Annotated in this window: 18 protein-coding genes and 1 riboswitch; of the genes, 16 read left to right on the forward strand and 2 right to left on the reverse strand. The window is 38.6% G+C overall.

The features are described 5' to 3' along the window. The first annotated feature begins 31 nt into the window (after positions 1-31). The 15 genes from P0N36_RS04075 (at position 32) to P0N36_RS04145 (ending at position 16,027) form a co-directional block, all read left to right on the forward strand. Positions 32-3,490 carry a DNA polymerase III subunit alpha gene (locus P0N36_RS04075; RefSeq protein ID WP_275841576.1) on the forward strand — a complete coding sequence of 1,153 codons (3,459 nt, stop codon included), beginning with the start codon at positions 32-34 and terminating at the stop codon, positions 3,488-3,490. A gap of 108 nt (positions 3,491-3,598) precedes the next feature. Then, positions 3,599-4,576: a 6-phosphofructokinase gene (gene pfkA, locus P0N36_RS04080; protein ID WP_275841559.1), complete on the forward strand. Its 978-nt coding sequence runs from the start codon at positions 3,599-3,601 to the stop codon at positions 4,574-4,576. A gap of 334 nt (positions 4,577-4,910) precedes the next feature. Continuing rightward, positions 4,911-5,819 carry a hypothetical protein gene (locus tag P0N36_RS04085; protein ID WP_275841560.1) on the forward strand — a complete coding sequence of 303 codons (909 nt, stop codon included), beginning with the start codon at positions 4,911-4,913 and terminating at the stop codon, positions 5,817-5,819. A 15-nt stretch (positions 5,820-5,834) separates the two neighbouring features. Beyond that, positions 5,835-6,248 (forward strand): GNAT family N-acetyltransferase, encoded by a 414-nt coding sequence (locus P0N36_RS04090; protein WP_275841561.1) that lies wholly within the window; start codon positions 5,835-5,837, stop codon positions 6,246-6,248. A gap of 20 nt (positions 6,249-6,268) precedes the next feature. Beyond that, a riboswitch (cobalamin riboswitch) is annotated at positions 6,269-6,472 on the forward strand. A 70-nt stretch (positions 6,473-6,542) separates the two neighbouring features. Further along, positions 6,543-8,027 (forward strand): cobyric acid synthase, encoded by a 1,485-nt coding sequence (locus P0N36_RS04095; protein WP_275841562.1) that lies wholly within the window; start codon positions 6,543-6,545, stop codon positions 8,025-8,027. Further along, complete coding sequence (gene cbiB, locus P0N36_RS04100; protein ID WP_275841563.1) at positions 8,024-8,983, forward strand: adenosylcobinamide-phosphate synthase CbiB; 960 nt, start codon at positions 8,024-8,026, stop codon at positions 8,981-8,983. The genes P0N36_RS04095 and cbiB overlap by 4 nt, the downstream gene beginning before the upstream one ends. A gap of 8 nt (positions 8,984-8,991) precedes the next feature. Beyond that, positions 8,992-10,038, forward strand: coding sequence for an aminotransferase class I/II-fold pyridoxal phosphate-dependent enzyme (locus P0N36_RS04105; protein WP_275841564.1), 1,047 nt, complete (start codon positions 8,992-8,994; stop codon positions 10,036-10,038). Next, positions 10,031-10,600, forward strand: a complete 570-nt coding sequence (cobU, locus tag P0N36_RS04110; RefSeq protein WP_275841565.1) for a bifunctional adenosylcobinamide kinase/adenosylcobinamide-phosphate guanylyltransferase — start codon at positions 10,031-10,033, stop codon at positions 10,598-10,600. The genes P0N36_RS04105 and cobU overlap by 8 nt, the downstream gene beginning before the upstream one ends. A gap of 14 nt (positions 10,601-10,614) precedes the next feature. Continuing rightward, positions 10,615-11,337: an adenosylcobinamide-GDP ribazoletransferase gene (gene cobS / locus P0N36_RS04115; RefSeq protein WP_275841566.1), complete on the forward strand. Its 723-nt coding sequence runs from the start codon at positions 10,615-10,617 to the stop codon at positions 11,335-11,337. 3 nt (positions 11,338-11,340) lie between these two features. Continuing rightward, on the forward strand, positions 11,341-11,928 hold the full coding sequence (locus P0N36_RS04120; RefSeq protein ID WP_275841567.1) for a histidine phosphatase family protein: 588 nt from the start codon (positions 11,341-11,343) through the stop codon (positions 11,926-11,928). 18 nt (positions 11,929-11,946) lie between these two features. After that, positions 11,947-12,444, forward strand: a complete 498-nt coding sequence (locus P0N36_RS04125; protein ID WP_275841568.1) for an ECF transporter S component — start codon at positions 11,947-11,949, stop codon at positions 12,442-12,444. 6 nt (positions 12,445-12,450) lie between these two features. Next, positions 12,451-13,200 carry a selenophosphate synthase gene (locus P0N36_RS04130; RefSeq protein ID WP_275841569.1) on the forward strand — a complete coding sequence of 250 codons (750 nt, stop codon included), beginning with the start codon at positions 12,451-12,453 and terminating at the stop codon, positions 13,198-13,200. A gap of 46 nt (positions 13,201-13,246) precedes the next feature. Further along, positions 13,247-14,200, forward strand: coding sequence for an ABC transporter substrate-binding protein (locus P0N36_RS04135; RefSeq protein WP_275841570.1), 954 nt, complete (start codon positions 13,247-13,249; stop codon positions 14,198-14,200). Positions 14,201-14,222: 22 nt separating this feature from the next. Continuing rightward, complete coding sequence (locus P0N36_RS04140) at positions 14,223-15,254, forward strand: FecCD family ABC transporter permease (protein WP_275841571.1); 1,032 nt, start codon at positions 14,223-14,225, stop codon at positions 15,252-15,254. Further along, on the forward strand, positions 15,254-16,027 hold the full coding sequence (locus P0N36_RS04145; protein WP_275841572.1) for an ABC transporter ATP-binding protein: 774 nt from the start codon (positions 15,254-15,256) through the stop codon (positions 16,025-16,027). The genes P0N36_RS04140 and P0N36_RS04145 overlap by 1 nt, the downstream gene beginning before the upstream one ends. 615 nt (positions 16,028-16,642) lie before the next feature. On the opposite strand, the gene leuD is transcribed toward P0N36_RS04145, so the two are convergent. Both leuD and leuC read right to left on the reverse strand, forming a co-directional pair. Beyond that, positions 16,643-17,236, reverse strand: coding sequence for a 3-isopropylmalate dehydratase small subunit (leuD, locus tag P0N36_RS04150; RefSeq protein ID WP_275841573.1), 594 nt, complete (start codon positions 17,234-17,236; stop codon positions 16,643-16,645). Between the two features lie 12 nt (positions 17,237-17,248). Then, entirely contained in the window at positions 17,249-18,661 is a 1,413-nt protein-coding gene (leuC, locus tag P0N36_RS04155; RefSeq protein WP_275841574.1) for a 3-isopropylmalate dehydratase large subunit, read from the reverse strand. 142 nt (positions 18,662-18,803) lie between these two features. Between leuC and P0N36_RS04160 the strand changes: the two genes are divergently transcribed. After that, a complete protein-coding gene (locus P0N36_RS04160; protein WP_275841575.1) occupies positions 18,804-19,682 on the forward strand; it encodes a LysR family transcriptional regulator in 879 nt (292 codons plus the stop codon). Positions 19,683-19,845: the final 163 nt, after the last annotated feature.

A 19,845-nucleotide genomic window follows, 5' to 3' on the forward strand; every position in this document is an offset into this window, starting at 1 on the left:
GGAAAAAAACATGACGACACAAGATTCGAAAATAGAGTTTGCCCACTTACATGTTCATACTCAATATAGCTTATTAGACGGCTCAAGCAAGATTGATGAACTTATTGGACAAGTTAAAGATTTGGGTATGAAAAGCATAGCCATAACAGACCATGGTGTTATGTATGGTGTTGTTGATTTTTATGACGAAGCCATTAAACAAGGCATCAAGCCAATTATAGGCTGTGAGGTCTATGTGGCAAATCGAAAAAGAACAGATAAAGAAACGGGTATAGATAACACCTATTATCATTTGGTACTACTGGCTGAAAACCAAGAAGGTTATCAAAACTTGATGCGTCTTGTGTCAGATGGCTTTACGGAAGGTTTTTATTATAAACCAAGAATCGACCTGGATTTACTTAGAAGTTATAGTAAAGGTATTATTGGGTTGAGCGCTTGTCTAGGTGGTCATGTGCCCAGTGAGATTCTTAGAGGGGACATGGCACAAGCAAAAGAAGTTGCTATGACCTATAATCAGATTTTCGGACAAGGTAATTTTTTCCTTGAACTACAAGACCATGGTTATGAAGAACAGCATCTTGTTAATAAAGCGTTAATCGAGATGAGTAAAGAACTATCAATTCCATTGGTTGCAACCAATGACGTGCACTATACATATAAAGAAGATGTAGAAGCCCATGATATTCTTTTGTGTATTCAAACCAATAAAAAGGTAACAGATGAAGACCGAATGCGTTATGCCGGTGGGCAGTTTTACCTAAAGTCGCCAGAGGAAATGTCGAGAATTTTTTCTTATGCTCCGGAGGCGCTCAAAAACGCAGTGGATATTTCTAGGCGGTGTCAAGTAGACTTTGAATTCGGACAATACAAACTTCCCAAGTATGAATTGGATGAAAGCATAGATAAACGTATATACATTAAGGATATCTGCTATGAAGGTCTAAAAGAGCGGTACGAAAACATAACTGAGGCACATAAGGAAAGACTGAATTATGAACTCAGGGTCATTGATGAAATGGGCTTTATTGATTATTTTCTCATTACCTGGGATTTTATCAAATTCGCACGAGACCATCATATTATGGTTGGTCCTGGTCGTGGGTCTGCTGCAGGGAGTTTGGTTTCTTATTGTTTGAAAATTACAGATATTGACCCATTAAAATACAACCTTCTTTTTGAACGTTTTTTGAATCCGGAGCGGATTAGTATGCCGGATATTGATATAGATTTTTGTTATGAGCGTAGACAAGAAGTGATTGACTATGTTGTAGAAAAATATGGTGAAGACAAGGTCGCACAGATTATTACCTTTGGTACGATGGCGGCTAGAGCTGCTATTAGAGATGTAGGACGTGCTCTTGACATGCCTTATAATGAAGTAGATAAGGTCGCCAAAATGATACCCCAAGAGCTGAAAATCACCATTGACAAGGCACTGAAGATGAACAAAGAGCTTCAAAGTCTGTATGATGAAGATGAACAGGTTAAGTATTTGATTGATATGTCCAAACGTCTAGAAGGATTAACCAGGCACAGCTCGACCCATGCAGCTGGTGTGGTTATTTGTGATCGTGCTGTTAATGAATATGTACCTCTTAATACCAATGATGATGCGGTTACGACCCAATTTACCATGAATACCTTAGAACGCTTGGGTCTACTAAAGATGGATTTTCTTGGTCTTCGTACATTGACGGTTATTCAAGATGCCATTTTAAACGTTAAAAAATCACAAAGTATTCAACTGGATATGAACCTTATAGATGATAATGATCCAAAGGTGTTTGAACTTATTGGAGCTGCTAGGACTGAAGGGGTTTTCCAACTTGAAAGCGACGGCATGAAAAATTTCATGAAAGATTTAAAACCCCAAAGTCTTGAAGACATCATTGCCGGGATATCTTTGTACCGACCGGGCCCTATGGAATTTATTCCGGCCTATATTCAAGGTAGCCGACATGCAAAAGACATTACTTATGATTGTCCTCAGCTTGAACCAATTCTTAAGCCGACTTATGGTGTCATTGTCTATCAAGAGCAAGTGATGCAGATTGTTAGAGATCTGGCGGGCTATACCTTAGGACGTAGTGACCTGGTACGACGAGCCATGTCTAAGAAAAAAGAAGATGTGATGTTAAAAGAACGGGCGAACTTTATATACGGCAACAAAGAAGAAGGCGTTCTGGGTTGTGTGAATAACGGTATAGAAGCAACTGCAGCCAACAGAATATTTGACAAAATGACGGATTTTGCAAAGTATGCCTTTAACAAGTCACATGCAGCGGCCTATGCCATTATTGCTTATCAAACCGCGTGGCTCAAAGCCTATTACCCTGTAGAGTTCATGGCAGCCTTATTAACCTCTGTTATGTTTGGTGGGGGTAAAGTTGCAGAATATATTTATAGTCTTAAAGCCATGGGAATAGAAGTTCTGCCGCCGGATATTAATGAAGGTTACTACAACTTTTCAGTTTCTAAGGGTAAGATTCGATTTGGTTTAGCGGCAGTTAAGAATGTGGGGAGAGGTGTGATTGACCATATGGTTGCTGAGAGAGAAGCAGGTGGTCCCTTTGTTTCCTTGACGGATTTTTGTACCCGTATGGACGCAAAAGATCATAACAAACGTATGATGGAAAATCTAATCTATGCCGGTGCTTTTACATCTCTTGGTGGCACAAGAAAACAATATATTCATAACTATAAGTTTGTAATGGAGGCCATTAACCATGAAAAGAAAGCAACGATTAATGGTCAGATTAATCTTTTTGATCTTACAGAAGAACTGCAAGAAAACAAAGCCGATCGCTTTGAAGTGGTGGGCGAATTCTCCAAAGAACAATTATTAACCTATGAAAAAGAGGTCATGGGTATATATTTATCAGGGCATCCTCTTGAAGACTATGCAGAAGTGCTAAATAGGGTACTGACCAATAGGAGTCTGGATTTTCAACCCTTGGTCGATGGAACATTCAAAGTGACCGATGGTATGATGGTTAAGTATGGGGGTATCATCAGCAACAAAGTTGTAAAGACAACAAGAAACAACCAGACAATGGCATTCCTTAGTGTGGAGGATCTATATGGAACGGTTGAAGTCGTAGTATTTCCTAATGATTATGAAGCCAATCGCCACTACTTAAATGAGGATGAAGTGGTTATTGTTAAAGGAAGGGTATCCACCCAAGAGGATCAAGACGGCAAGATTGTCTGTCAAACAATAAGGCGGCTTGAAGATGTTTTAAAAGAAGTTCTTTATATTCAGTTTGATGATCTAGAACATTACCAATCTGTTATCAAGCAAATCACCCCATTGCTAAAAGCGGAGCAAGGTCAGTCACCGGTGATAGCTTATCTTAAAGACAGTAAGAGGAAAAACGATTTTGGCGGTAATTATCAAGTAACGATAAGACCGAGTTTGGTTGAAAAGCTAGAAGCCTTGATGGATAAGGATAATGTCAAAGTTGTGAAAAGTCTATTGAAATTCTAAGGGATGTGGTATACAATATAGCGTGAGAAAATGAGAAACCAAGTGAGGCATAGTTGAGTGAATCATACGAATGTGCTAATTGCTCAATGAAAATGTGGAGGTAAGAAAATGTCAAAAGAGATTAAAACCATTGGTGTGTTAACAAGTGGTGGCGATGCACCGGGAATGAATGCAGCAATAAGAGCCGTAGTTCGAACAGCATTAGCACGTGGGAAAAGAGTTATGGGTATTCGAAAAGGCTATCAAGGGCTTATTAATGGCGATATATTTGAAATGGATGCAAGAAGTGTGTCAGATACCATCCAAAAAGGTGGTACGATGTTATATACAGCGCGATGTGTTGAATTTTTAGAAGCGGAAGTACAACAAAGAGGCGCCGATATGTGTAAGGTTTTTGGTATAGACGGGTTGGTTGTTATTGGTGGTGACGGTTCATTCAAAGGTGCCGGTAAATTAGCAAATCTAGGTATTAATACAATAGGAATTCCAGGTACCATTGATCTTGATATTGATTGTACAGACTACACCATCGGTTTTGATACGGCAGTTAACACAGCAATGGAAGCCATTGATCGACTTAGAGATACATCGACTTCACATGAGCGTTGTTCTGTTGTAGAAGTTATGGGTCGGGATGCCGGTTACATTGCTCTATGGTGTGGTATTGTCAATGGTGCGGAATATGTATTTCTACCGGAAGTTGAGAATATAAAAGAAGAAGAATTGATTGAGAAAATACTTTCAAACCGTAAAAAAGGTAAACGTCACAACTTGATTATTATGTCAGAGGGTGTTGGTGGTTCGGATGATTTGGCTAAAAGGATTGAAGCGGCTACGGGTATTGAGACCAGAGCGACGATTTTAGGCCATTTACAAAGAGGTGGAAGCCCAACAGCAGTTGACCGTATGCATGCTTCAATGATGGGTGCATATGCAGTTGATTTGTTATGTAAAGGTGAGAGCAACCGCGTGGTTGGTTTTAAAAACAATACCTATGTTGATTTTGATATTGAAGAAGCCTTAGCAATGCAAAAAGATATTAGTAGTAGGCAATATGAGGTTAGTCAGATGTTGGAGACCAGATAAAAGAATGGCTTTATGCAGTGAGTCCTGTGAAAACCCTTCCATAGTGTATATGACTTCGGTCGACCGTTGGTGCGTCCTGCACCAAATGTCGACGGTCAGCATCCATGCTGACTTGCTCCGTCAATACACACTATTCCAGGAACCTCATAGTCGGTATAGATAGGGGTTCGACTAAGTGGGTTCATGAAAGCCGAAAAATAATTTAGCAGTAAGTATACATTTTCATCTACCGCTTGAAGGGATAGTGAATTGAATACTTGCTGTTTTTTATTCCCTTTTTTATGTTATAATTAATCTTGTGCTAATGGCTATTAGTAGAGGGGTAGGTGATGGTGTGTTATGTTCTCAGTGTAAAGCAGAGTTTAAAGATAATGAGGATGTTTGTCATGTTTGTGGGCATAGAAAGCCTAATATGGAAGATGTGGATTTAATTATTAACAGCCTTATTGAGGAAGATATTATGGGGGCTTCAGAAGACATAGAAAGTGACGATGGTGACCTGGGAAAGAAAGGCCCCTTTAGAAAAGATGAGAAAGCAAAAATAGAGGGTAAAATGATTCAAGGGATTCGATATATGATTTTTGTATCTATTACTATATTTATTATAGCCTTGTTTACCCATTGGTTTACCATATCCGGTACAACCGTTGATTATGGTTTTGTCAACAATCCATATACTCAGAGATATTTTCAAGAAACAGAGGATGCATCTTATATTGAGTTTTCGGGATATGACTTGTTTAATTATAGTAGATCCGTTTTGGATGATCATAGTAGGATTATGAACTCAGATGGTGAGTTATCCACTTCAATACAATCCGTTTTACATATGTATATCATGTTGGCGATGGCTATATTAATGGTAACAAGCCTTGTTGCCTGTTGCGTAGCATTCTTGTACAGAAAATATGTAGGAATTGCTATAATCAGAAATCTGGCGATTGTGAATCTGGTTATAATAGGCCTGAATTATTTATTCATAAATATTACCTTTATCAGTGCTATTGCCATTAGAGCTAAATCCGTTATCAATCAACAGAAAGTTTTTGGTACTTTACATTTAACTTTCAACGGTATATCTCATGATCAATATTTTTATACATATAAAGTGACTGAAAATGTAGGGTTTTATGGTACAATTATAGTATTAGGCATATGGTTAACGCTCTCAATCATACTATATGAAATGAAAAATAGTGAAAAAATAAGAGCCATTGAAAATGGTGAAATAGAAGAAAGATGATAAGGAGGTTTGATTTTGAAGTTATTTGTAAATGATTATGAAATTAATGACGATAAGAAAAAGCTTCAATTGGATATAATTCATGAGCTGTTGGTAGGTACATACTGGGCCAAAGACCGCTCCATTCAAGTCATAGAAAAGAGTGTGGCCAACTCTATATGTTATGGTGTTTATTTGGAGGATAAAATGGTAGGCTTTGGTAGAGTTGTTACGGACTATGCTACCATGTATTGGGTTGCGGATATTGTCATTGATGAAGCCCACAGGGGCAAAGGTCTGGGTAAGGCTCTGATGAATTGTATTGAAGAAAATGAGGATATAAAGGGCTTAATGGGCATACTGGCAACACGAGATGCTCATGGATTATATCAGAAATATGGCTTCATGCAAGATCCGGAGAAGTTTATGAAAAAACCTAGGCTAGAATAGCAATTAAGAATACAGGATTGACTTTTTATAGAGACATAGGTATAGTTAGACAAAGAATATATAAAATCATATAGCATGGAAGTCGGTTAAAGGCCGACACAGCCACCGCTACTGTAATGACGACTGAAACACTGGCCATAAAGGCGAATCACTGATGAAAATCGGGAAGATGTGTGGAGGGTTGATGTCTAAGTCAGGATACTTGCTTTATGATTTGTTGATTCCAAATTTCGTGTGGAAATAATGGGACTTTTATTTTACCTTTCTTTAAAAGTGCTCATTGGAAGGAGTAAGATGGCAAAAAACATCATGTTTCAGGGAACAGGATCAACAGTAGGGAAAAGTGTGATTACAGCAGCCCTTTGTCGTATACTTAATGATGAAGGTTATGCGGTTGCTCCATTTAAATCACAAAATATGGCACTAAATGCCTACGTTACAAAAGAAGGTAAAGAAATGGGCAGAGCACAGGTGGTCCAAGCAGAGGCCGCTAGAATAGAACCACATGTAAGTATGAATCCAATATTATTAAAGCCGACCAGTGATATGGGTAGTCAGGTCGTTGTTAATGGCAAAGTGTATATGAACCTATCTGCATCGGATTACTATACCCATAAGGAAGCGCTGATGACAGAAGTGAAAAAAGCATATAAAGCATTGGATGAGGCTTATGAAATCATCGTCATTGAAGGCGCCGGGAGCCCTGCTGAAATCAATCTTAGAAAAAATGATATTGTAAATATGGGCTTGGCAGAGGAAATTGATACACCGGTTATCTTGATTGGAGATATTGATAAAGGTGGTGTTTTTGCCTCAATATACGGCACCTATATGCTACTATCATCATCAGAACAAAAAAGAATAAAAGGCTATATTATCAATAAATTCCGAGGCGATGTAAGACTTTTAGAACCGGGTATAGAAATGTTTTATGAACGTTTACCGATTCCCTGTCTTGGCGTAATTCCTTTTGAGCGTATAGATGTGGATGATGAAGACAGTGTGACAGAGCGTTTTTTAAGCCGAAATACTTCGCCGATACAGATTGGTGTCGTTCGATTACCTTATTTATCAAACTTCACTGATTTTACACCCTTTGAATTGGAACCGGATGTGGGTGTTCAATATATCTCGACACAAGAAGATTTTGAGAAATCGGATATTATTATTTTACCGGGAAGTAAAAGTACCATAAAAGACCTTGAATATATTAAGCGTCTTGGTATGGATCAATGGATTAAAGAAGCCCATAGTAAGGGCAAAATCATTATAGGCATTTGCGGTGGTTACCAAATGCTAGGACAAGAGATTAAAGATCCCTTACATGTGGAAACAAATAATGACTATATAGATGGTCTTGGACTTTTAGAGATGACAACAACCATGATGCAGGAAAAAACAACGGTTCAGTCGGAGGGTGAAGTTGTAAACCACCCCAAGGGTATAAATGGTAAAAACCATAAAGTGAAAGGTTATGAAATACATATGGGGGTATCAACGTACTCAGATCGAATGCGACCTTTTCTAAAGCTGAACAATCGGCTAGATGGTTGCATGAATGCAACGGGTACTGTATGTGGCACTTATTTACATGGTCTTTTTGATATGGATGGTTTTCGACATGATTTGTTGACAGCTATTAGAAAAGAGAAAGCAATGGAACAACAGGACCTTGTGAACTTTGCTCGGTTAAAAGAAGAAGCCTATGATCATATAGCAAATCTGGTTAAACAAAATATTGATATGGATCAAATCAAGGCGATTGTAGGTATAAAATGAACTTAGTATATGTATTGTTGACGGTTACATTTTTGGACTATCTAATAGGTGATCCACCAAATTGGCCCCACCCAATTATATACATTGGAAAATTAATCTCATGGCTTGAAAAGCAACTAAGAAAGTATGGATTGGCAACAAAGTTTGGTGGGTTTATTCTTTTTATAGTAACGGTATTAATTACATTAAGTACCTTGACATTTATTCTGAATATATCCGGTAAAGCCGGTAAAGTGGTTGAAGGCATCGTTCTTATATATTTTTTAACATCAGCATTAGCGGCTACTTGCTTGAAAAAAGAAGTGATGAAAGTGGCTTACGCTTTAAAACACAGTACGATTGAAGAGAGTCGCATAACCCTTTCTTATTTAGTTGGTAGAGAAACGAAAACACTGACGCATGAAGCGATTATAAAAGCTACCGTAGAAACAACGGCAGAAAATACCATTGACGGTGTTATCGCCCCACTTTTTTATATGGTTATAGGTTTAATCTTAGATTGTCCTGTACAGATGGTATTTCTATATAAAACTATAAATACCTTAGACTCGATGGTTGGGTATATACAAGAACCTTATACACAGATCGGTTATGTCTCGGCAAAAATGGATGATTTAGTTAATCTAATACCGGCAAGACTTGGGAGTCTTATGATGTTACTTTCCGGCGTTTTTCTTAGACTGGATGTGCAACAAGGTCTAAAAATATGGAAACGAGATTGTAGAAAGCACAAAAGCCCCAATGCCGGGCATCCGGAATCTGTTGTTGCAGGTTTGTTGGGTATTCGTCTTGGTGGGACCCATACCTATTTTTCTCAAGTTCTAGAGAAACCTACAATTGGTGATTCGACCAGAAAAATAGAGATACATGATATAAAGAAGACCGTTCAAATCATGTATGCTTCTGAGTTGATGCTTCTGGTATTATGTTGTGGTTTATTGTTATTAATAAGTTAGGAGACAAAATGTTAAAACATGGTGGTTATACAAAAGATATCCTAGATTTTAGTGTCAATGTGAATCCTTGTATTACTCAAGCCTTACTCATGCCTTATATCAAAAGGGCAGTGGGTGAGATTGGACGATATCCGGATATTCAAGGCAATGCACTTGTAGAAAAAATAGCCGAGATTGAAAGCATTTCAGTTGAGCATATCATTGTAGGAAATGGTGCAAGTGACTGCCTATATACATGTGCTAGAGCCCTTAAACCTCAGTCAGTGCTTATTATTGAACCGACTTTTACAGAGTATAGACGCGCCTTTGAAGTGGCAGGTAGCCACGTTCTTTCTTTGAGTATAAACCTATTGGATCAACAAGAAAAAACAGAAGAAATACTAATACAGCAGATTCGAAAAATTAAAGCGGATATGGTCATAGTATGTAATCCAAACAATCCGACGGGTGCGCTTTACAAAGAGGCTTTTATAGAACAAATCATAAAAATTCAAGCTGCACACAAAGGTTTTGTGCTTTTGGACGCTTCTTTTAGACAATTTGAGGGATTATCGACTTATTTTGATGAAAAACGTTGGAACTTAATCGTACTTATGTCTCTAACAAAATACTACGGTGTTCCCGGACTGCGCTGTGGTTATTTGATGGCGACCAAGTCCGTAATCATGGCCATGAAGGCGGAACAAGTACCGTGGTCGGTCAATGGTCTGGTACTTGATATCATGCCTAAGCTCATGGAGGACAAGAAGCTAATTGAGGCAACACAAGAATGGTATCCAGTTGAAAAGAATAAACTGGAAAAAGCACTGATACACTTATCCTTTCTTGAGCCTATGAAAAGTCGGACCAACTTTATTTGCTGCAAGTTATCAAAGGGTTCCGGTCATGTTTTAAACCAATGGTTGTTGAATCAAGTATCACCCATGGCCATACGGACTTGCGAAGACTTTGTAGGTATGGGGGATGAATTTATACGTATCGGTCTTAAGGATGCCCTTAGCAATGACAGACTCATTGAGGCCCTTAAATGTTATGAGGAGGAAGTCTATGGGTAAGATTATTATGGTAACCGGAGGGGCGCGAAGTGGGAAATCCGGTTTCGCAGAAAAAAAAGTTCAAGAAATAGGTAACAAGATTGGATATATGGCGACAGCGGTTATTACCGATGAGGATATGGCAAAGCGCATTGAACACCATAAAGCTTCAAGGCCGAAGACGTGGCCAACTTTTGAGAGGTATAAAGCCTTTGAAGTATTAAAAAAAGATGAAACATTTTTGGCTTGTGATACCTTGATATTTGATTGTGTTACCACAGCAGTGACAAGCATTATGCTGGATGAGCCGGTTAACTATGACAAGGATAGTCAAGAAGTTATGGACAAGGTTGAAGCGCAGGTGAAAAAGGAGTTAGCCGCCTTACTAGATATGGTGACGGTAACGGGACAGAATCTAGTACTTGTGACCAATGAAGTGGGTCTTGGTATTGTCCCGGCTTATCGTCTGGGTAGTATTTTCAGAGACATTGCAGGCAGAATGAACCAATATCTAGCCAGCAGGGCAGATGAAGTCTATTTTATTGTATCAGGCTTGCCGATGACACTAAAACACAGTTTATGATGTTGTGAGGGTCCATGATGAAATCCTTTATTATGATGTTAACTTATATAACCAGAATACCTTATCCGGTCAAGTTAGAATATGATGAACAGACATTTGCTAAAGGCTTATTCGCTATGCCGATTATTGGCATCTTTATTGGAATGGTGATGGCCGGAGTTATGTGGATTATGAAAGAGACGTTGCCTCAAGTGAAAGCGTTTTTGATTATACTCATTTACCTTATTATGGTGGGGGGGCTTCACTTAGATGGCTTGGCGGACTATATGGATGGTATTTTTAGTGGAAGAACCAAGGTTAGGATTCTGGAGATTATGGGTGATAGTCATATTGGTAGCTTTGGCGTTGTTGGTCTGTGCCTGTATTTTTTGGGGATATATACAGGGTTACAATATAGCAGTTGGCAAGCCGTTTTGTTAGCACCTGTAGTAGCTAGAACGATGGCGGTATGGGTAATCGGTTTTGGAACATACGCGAAAGAAGATGGTATGGGTAAGGGGTTAATAGATTATGGTAGACCTTGGCATGGTTTAAGTATGTTTACTATATTGACAGCAGTAATATTCTTTTGGCAACCCATTCTTATAAAGTCCGTTTTTATGGTACTTTTTGGAACAATTTTATTTCTACGATGGACTACTAAGAAGATCGGTGGCATTACTGGTGATGTTATTGGAACCGTGATTGAAAGTACGCAAATCTTTTGGTTGTTAACCATTATTATATTTGGAGGTTAAGTTATGCGTTTGATATTTTTGCGACATCCTGAAACAACAGCAAATGAGCAAAATCTAATATATGGGAAAACAGATTATCCTTATACAAAAAGGGGACAGAAACAATTTGAAGAAGCCTTAGTTAATATTGAGCGGTTTGGATTTGATAAAATTTTGACCAGTCCCCTTAGACGGGCCTATGAACTAGCAAGTGCAATAGCCTCAAAAACAAGTAAGGAACTCATTGTACATGAAGCATTGGAAGAAATGAATTTTGGTATATTTGAAGGTTTAACAGAGGAAGAAGCAAAGCTTAAGCATCCGGGTATTCATAGGGATTTTGTAGATTGTTTTGAGACGACTTTATTTCCGGAAGGTGAGAGCTTTGATATATTCAAGAAACGTGTTGAAAGTTTTCTAAATGACTATAAGCAATCAGAGACGGATTGGTTGGTTGTTAGCCACGGAGGTTTTATTCGAACAGCATTAGAATATTTACTTGACAACAAGTCTGGTTCTTCTTGGTTTTTAGAAATAGGTAACTGTTCTATTATTGAGATTCACGTTAATGAAGGGAAACCATCCATGATAAAAAACATATTGAATCCATAAGAGAAAAGGAGATTGTTTATGAAAATAACAACGAAGGAATTGGTAACAACAGGGTTGATGATTGCTATGGCAGCAGTACTGGCACAATTCCCAATTTATGGTAGTATTGCTTTTGACGCTTTGCCGGCTTTTTTGACAGCGGTTATGATGGGTCCGGTACTTGGTGGCCTGGTGGGATTCATTGCCCACTTACTGGTAGCGATGTTCACAGGATTCCCATTTTCCCTACCCCTTCATTTGCTTATTGCAGTCTTAATGTTTGTAAGTTGCTTTATTTATGGTAAAGTACGTAAAAGTCACAATAGGTACTTAGCCATGGCTTTAGGTATTGTTATGAATGGACCGGTATCACTCGCTCTTATTTCAATATTTGCTAAGATTCTGGGTATGCCGTTCTCAGGTATTATGATGTTTTCGGCCTTACTATTGCCTCTACTGGTGGGTGCAATGGTCAACATCCTTGTAGCGGATGTTGTCTATGGTGTCATCAAAGAAAAAATAAAAATAAGGATATGAGGTTAAATGATGAACTATAGAGATATTCAACTCATTGAAAAGGATGACAAAAACTTCATAGCCATCGCGTGTGATGTATCAGGTAGTATTGGTGAAAAACCAAACGATCTTATTCAGGTTAGTAATGAAATAGCGGGGTATTATGCCGCTGCGGTTCCTTTGATTGAAATGCTCAGTATTCGTGGAACACCTATGAGTGTGGTCAATACCTTATCTGTTGAGATGAACCCGTCTGGTAAGGCCATTATAAAGGGCATAAAAAGGGCGTTGAAAGAAATCGGTGTGGATGAAGGGTGTCTGACCGGCTCCACAGAAGATAATATAGCAACCAGTATGACAGGTATTGGTGTAACGATTATTGGGGAAGTTGAGAAGAAAGCCATACGAGACAAATTGCCTATGCGAGGACAACAAGTTTATCTGGTGGGATTACCTAAGATGGGGCAACAGCTTATTGAAGAGGAAATAGAAGGTCAATACAGGGAGGTCATCACCTTAGACTGGGTAAAAAAGATTAGTAAATACCCACAAATCGGACATATGTTACCTGTAGGTTCCAAAGGCATTCGATATGAAGTTGAGACCTTGGCAAAGACCAATGGCTTAGGCTGTATGATAAAATCCAATCTGGATATTAACCTAGATGCTTCAGCAGGACCGGCAACATGTATGTTGATTTGTATGTACAGCAGAGATGAGATGTTTATGACTATGCAGACCAAGCAACCGATTAGGCAAATTGGTTTGTTACTATAATTTGGACATTTTAATAATAAAAATATTAAAGCAGAACGGAGAGAATATGAAAGTGAAAATATCAAAAAATGTAATAGCAATTATTCTAACAATGATAACGCTTATGTTTTTGGTGGCAGCTTGTGCCAAAGAGGATGTAGTAACAGAGGAGAAAACGCCTATAGTAAGCGATGGTAATAATGAGATATACCCAATGACCCTAGTAGACAAATTTGGTAATTCAGTGGTTATTGAAAAGGCACCGAGTACTTTGATATCCCTTTCACCGGAAATTACAGAACTCATATTTGCTTTAAATGCCGGTGAACTGATAATAGGTCGTTCGACTTATTGTGATTTCCCAGTAGAAACAGAAGAGATTCAAGATTTTGGTACGCTTTTTGACTTGAATGTGGAAAGCATCGTAGAAGCGAACCCGGATATTCTTTTTCTATCATCCATGGCATCTGAGGATCTGGCTTCGAATCTTAAGAATCAAGGTATCACAGTTATAATCCTAGACAAAGACAGTACGCTTGAGGGTACTTATGAATATTATCAAATAATAGGTCAGATTATTAATAGAAGTGAAGAAGCCAAATTGCTAGAAGAAAAAGTCAGGGCACAAATCGAAGCGGTCAAAGTGGCGGTCGAAGGCTTAGTACCACCAACGGTCTATTACGTTGTACATGCTGCAGAAGGGGTAGATACAACCGCTACAGGAGAAACCTTTGTTCATGATATGATAACTCTTGCAGGGGGTGAGAATATTGCTAAGGATGGAAGCGATTGGATGTACAGTCTTGAAAAAATCGTTGAAAAAAACCCTTACCTCATGTTATGTTCCAAATATTGGGATACAAAAGCCAGTATACAAAAGCTTGAAGGGTATAAAGAACTGGATGCTATAAAAGAAGACCGTTTGTATGAGGTCGATGAGAATATGATTGTAAGACAAGGACCAAGGATTGGAGATGCCATTGAAGTTATGGCACGTATATTCCATCCTGAAGCATTTTAGATTAGATGAAGCGGGGTAGCATATGACAAAATCAATGACAAAAATGAATTTCATAATTGCTATGGCCTTACTGCTTCTTACCATAGCTGTTGCTGCTACCATGGGGAGTGCCAACATATCCCTTAAGGATTTTATAGGGACCATTTTTAGTAAATTACCTATTGTTGGTTCTTATTTTGAAACCACTGGGAGCTATGAAACCATTATCTTTAACCTAAGGTTACCGAGAATCATATTGGCGCTCCTGGCTGGCATGGGTCTTTCAGTAACCGGTTGTGTGTTTCAAGGTGTATTCTCTAACCCTATGGCAGAACCTTACTTATTAGGTGTTTCTTCAGGGGCTGCATTTGGTGCTACCCTTGCAGCGGTCATGGAGATACAAATGCGTTTTTTGTCCTTTACGACGGTTTCCCTCTTTGCCTTTGTTGGAGCCATAAGCGTTATGTTCCTGATTTATAAGTTGGCGGTAGTTAGAGGTGAGTTGCCGGTTTCTGTGTTGCTTTTATCCGGATTAGCGGTGAATTACTTTCTAAGTGCCCTTATTACGCTAATAATGACGTTTAATCAAGAACAAGTAGAATCCGTATATTTTTGGACCTTAGGCAGCTTTAAAAATGCTTCATGGGATAAGGTGTTTCTTGTATTCCTGGTTGTTGGTATAAGTATTATGTATATCATTAAGCACAGTGGTGAGTTGGATATGATTATGATGGGGGATGAACAGGCAAAATCAGTTGGTGTAGAGGTCGATAAGCTTAAGAAACGCCTTTTAATTGTAAGCTCCTTAGTTGCCGCTGTAATTGTAGCCTCCAGTGGTATTATTGGATTCGTGGGCTTAATCATTCCTCATGGTGTAAGGTTGATTACCGGTCCTAGCCATAGGAAACTAATGCCCATGTCGGCCATAAGTGGCGGCATATTCTTAATTATTTGTGATACCATTGCAAGAGTAACGTTAAACAACAAAGAACTCTCTGTAGGGATCATAACAGCCTTGTGTGGTGTGCCTTTCTTCTTATGGCTTCTTTACAAACATCGAAAGTTGGTGAGCTAATGGGCTATGAAATACCTTTACAGGTAAAAAACTTAAGCTTTGCTTATGACAGGCAAGATGTATTGCATCAGGTTGAAGGTGATTTCTATCAAGGTACTTTTTATGGGATTGCCGGTCCTAACGGCTCTGGGAAATCCACTTGGCTTAAGCTTATGGCCGGGTTAAACAATTGCCCTCACAACCGCATTCATATTTTCGGTCAAGATATCCATAAGATGCCACGCATGACCTTGGCAAAAAAAATCAGCTTTGTACCTCAAATGTTTAACATGAAGTATGCTTTTACAGTAGAGGAAGTCATCATGATGGGTCGATACCCATATACAAACAGAATGACCAACATTACAAAAAAAGATTACGACATGGTGGAAACCACACTTATGGAGACGAATCTGATGCCATTAAGAAGCAGGCATGTTAATGAATTGAGTGGCGGTGAGCTTCAACGGGTGGTTATTGCAAGGGCCATTGCTCAAGACACGGATATTATTCTACTAGATGAACCTATTTCTCACTTAGATATTCATTATCAATATGAGATTATAGCTTTATTGAAAGAAATCTGCAGAAAGCAGAATAAAATAGTGATATCCGTTCTTCATGATCTGAATATTACCATGAACCATTGCGACCATATTTTTCTAATGAAAGAGGGTCGGATTATTAAGCAGGGGGAGCCTCTTGAAATACTAACGGAAGAAAATATAGATGAGGTGTATAACTTGAAAGTGAATATGCTGATTAATCATGATAAGAAATGGATTACTTGGTAGAAATTTTTCCAAGTATTAAAGCACTTAGGCAGGCGTATGAGTGTTTGTCTTTTTTTTAGTAATAGATTTTAGAACTTAAATTCTTGGTAATAATCCTAGATGTAACACACAGCTTTTCCTTGCCTTACACTTCGTACGGTCAGCGGAAAACCTGTGTATCACATCTACTCGGTAATAAGTCGTCATTTCGTCAATAAAAAGCACTGCTCAATCATCCTTCTTTTTTTACATCCTGTAAAAATGAAGGACGTTCTACATCCATGTAGAACTGTGATTGTTCAGCGCTTTTTCTTTCCTCATTCGGTTTCGTATATGCGTAATTTCAATTGGCTTAAATTCTTATTATCTTATGATGCTCTAAAGTAACCAAAAAACCATATTATACCAACATCGACTATGAAGTTCCAGCAGTGGTGTTAGCTACAAGGCTCATAAGAAAGTAACCACAAGCATCATGACAGTCTTTAAGACATGATGCGTAAATGAAAACTTTCTTATGAAATTTGCAAGTCTGCATGGATGCAGACCGCCGACTTTTCCTACACGGATGTAGGAACAAGAGGCCGTTGTAGCTAATCCACGGATGGGTTTTCATGGGACCCAGTTTATAATAAATTACACCAGATGATGTTCCTTCTCATACTTTAGAATCTTATCTTCTTTTAGTAAAGTGAGTCCGATATCATCAAGGCCATTTAATAACTTATGTTTGTGGAAAGGATCAATATCAAACTGAATTTCTAAGCCATCATTGTCTTTGATGGTTTGTGCTTCAAGATCCACTTCTAATTTATAGCCTTCCTTTGCATAGGTTTTTTCAAATAGAACATCCATAATACTGTTATCCAGTTCTATGGGAAGAATACCATTATTAAAACAATTATTGTGAAAAATATCTGCATAACTAGGCGCGATGATGACTTTGAAACCGTAGTCTTCAAGGGCCCACGGTGCATGCTCTCTTGAAGAACCGCAACCGAAGTTGGCTCTGGATATTAAGACGGATGCGCCTTCATATCTTGGCATATTAAAGATGGAATCTTCAATGGGTTGATTATTTTCATCGTATCTAAACTCATAAAATACATACTGCCCAAAACCGCTGCGCTCTATGCGTTTTAGGAATTGTTTGGGGATGATAGCATCCGTGTCTATATTGGTTCGATCGATTGGCATGACAATACCATTAATTTTTTTATAGGGTTCCATGATGATACCTCCTTAAGCTTCTAATGCTTCGATTTTTCTGACATCAACAAAGTGACCATAAATTGCTGCAGCGGTGGCCATAGCAGGGGAGACCAAATGGGTTCGACCACCTCTGCCTTGTCGGCCTTCAAAGTTACGGTTAGAGGTTGAAGCACAACGTTCTTTTGGTTGTAGGTAATCCGGGTTCATGGCTAAACACATGCTACATCCGGATTCACGCCATTCAAAACCAGCTTCTACAAAAATCTTGTCAAGACCTTCGGCCTCAGCTGCAAGCTTAACCTTTTGTGATCCAGGAACCACAAGTGCCGTAACGCCATCAGCTACTTTGCGACCTTTGGCTACTTTGGCAGCTGCACGAAGGTCTTCTATGCGTCCGTTGGTACAGGAACCAATGAAAGCGTAATCGATTTTAATATCCGACATTGGTGTACCGGAGGTAAGGCCCATGTACTCAAGAGCGTTTTCACAAGATTTTTGATCATCTGCAGACTCAAAATCACTAGGAGATGGAACCACATCATTAATACTGGCACCCATTGAAGGACTTGTACCCCAAGTGACTTGAGGCTCCAAAACATTCAAATCAAATTCCAAAGTCGCATCATAAACCGCATCATCATCTGAAGCCAAAGCGCGCCAAGTAAGGACGGCATCTTCAAAAGCTTCATCTTTTGGTGCGTGTTGGCGCCCTTTTAAATAATTAAAAGTTGTATCATCAGGTGAGATGAGACCTGCTCTGGCACCGGCTTCGATGGCCATATTACAGATGGTCATACGTTCTTCCATGGTCATTTGTAAAATCGCTTCACCTGTGAATTCAACAACATGACCGGTTCCAAAATCTGTACCATATTGGCTGATAATGCCAAGAATAACGTCTTTCGCTGTTACCCCGTATCCAAGACGACCAAGTACTTTGACATTCATGGTCTTGGATTTGGATTGTTGTAAACACTGGGTTGATAAGACATGTTCCACTTCACTTGTACCGATACCAAAAGCTAAGGCACCGAAAGCACCGTGGGTAGCTGTATGGCTGTCACCACAAACGATGGTTTTTCCTGGATGGGTTAAACCCAGTTCGGGTCCGATAACATGAACGATGCCTTGATCCGGGCTGTCGAGTCCATATAAAGTTACACCAAATTCGGCACAATTTTTTTCCAATGTTTCGATTTGTATTTTTGATATTGGATCTGTAATGTTATATCGATCCTTTGTCGGAACATTGTGGTCCATGGTTGCAAATGATAGGTTTGGTTTTCGGACCTGACGGTTGGAAAGTCTTAAACCTTCAAAAGCCTGAGGTGAAGTCACCTCATGCAATAAGTGAAGATCGATGTATAATATTCCCGGTTTGCCAGTTTCTTGATCCACAAGGTGGTTGGCCCAAATTTTTTCATAAATAGTTTTGCCTGACATAGTAATCATCCTTTCATCCATAGTAATGCCTTTAAATACAAGACGTTTACATTTTATACTATCCATTGTATACTTTTAATAGATATAAATAAAATAACTATTATTGATAGGTTACATAATCATAAGTTATGGAGGTACTGTAATGACGGCGGAATTATATCATGTGTTTTATCAAGTTGCAGAATATGAAAGCATTTCTAAGGCGGCAAAGGCTTTATTTGTATCTCAACCGGCTATTAGTAAATCTATACGGAACTTAGAGGCGGATTTAGGCGTCTTATTATTTGTAAGACATGCGAAAGGGGTTACCTTGACGAAAGAGGGACAGCTTCTATATGATCATGTGGCTACGGCTTTCCGCCAAATACATGAAGGAGAAAAACTCTTACATCAGCTTAGAGATAAGTCTTTTGGCGCTATTAGAATCGGCATCAGCAATACTTTATGTAAGTACTATTTCATGCCCTTTCTAAATAGGTTTCATCAAGTATACCCTAAGCTTAAGATTGAGATTGTTAATAGAACCAGTCTAGAAACAATGAAGCTTTTGGAGGAGGGGTTTTTAGACTGTGCCATAATCAGTGATCTAAAAGCAGATCAGGCTTTTGAGTATATTCAATTAATGATGATTCAAGATATCTTTGTATCCAGACAGCGTCCACCAAAAGAAGTTATACCACTAAAAGAGTTGGAAAAACATCCTATGTTACTATTAGAGCGTAATAATGCTACTAGGGATCACTTAGAGCATTTTCTTGAACGTCATCACATAACCTTGAATGTAGATATTGAAATCAGCAGTATGGAGTTTCTTGTTGAGTTTGCAAAGATTGGCCTAGGTGTGGCTTCAGTTATAGGGAATTTTGTATCAGAGGACCTTAAGAATAAGAACATATATGAATGGCCTGTAGTCCCTATGATTCCGCAAAGAAGTATTGGATTGCTTTATAACAAAAAACGTGGAGTCTCGATCGCGTGTACTACTTTCATAGAATTCATGAAGACGGACAATGATATTTAATCCTTGTATTTCTATACGAACAGAATAAGAAAGTGTATAATATAGTTTAGGTAAATAGGGTTAAGGCATCAAAACTATATATTGGATGTGAATTTAGTAAAACTTAGTTTTGACCCCTTAACCCAATATAGATATATTAAAGAATGGGTTAAAGTGAGGAGTA

It is taken from the genome of Petrocella sp. FN5 (genome assembly GCF_029210395.1).
Lineage (GTDB): Bacteria > Bacillota > Clostridia > Lachnospirales > Vallitaleaceae > Petrocella.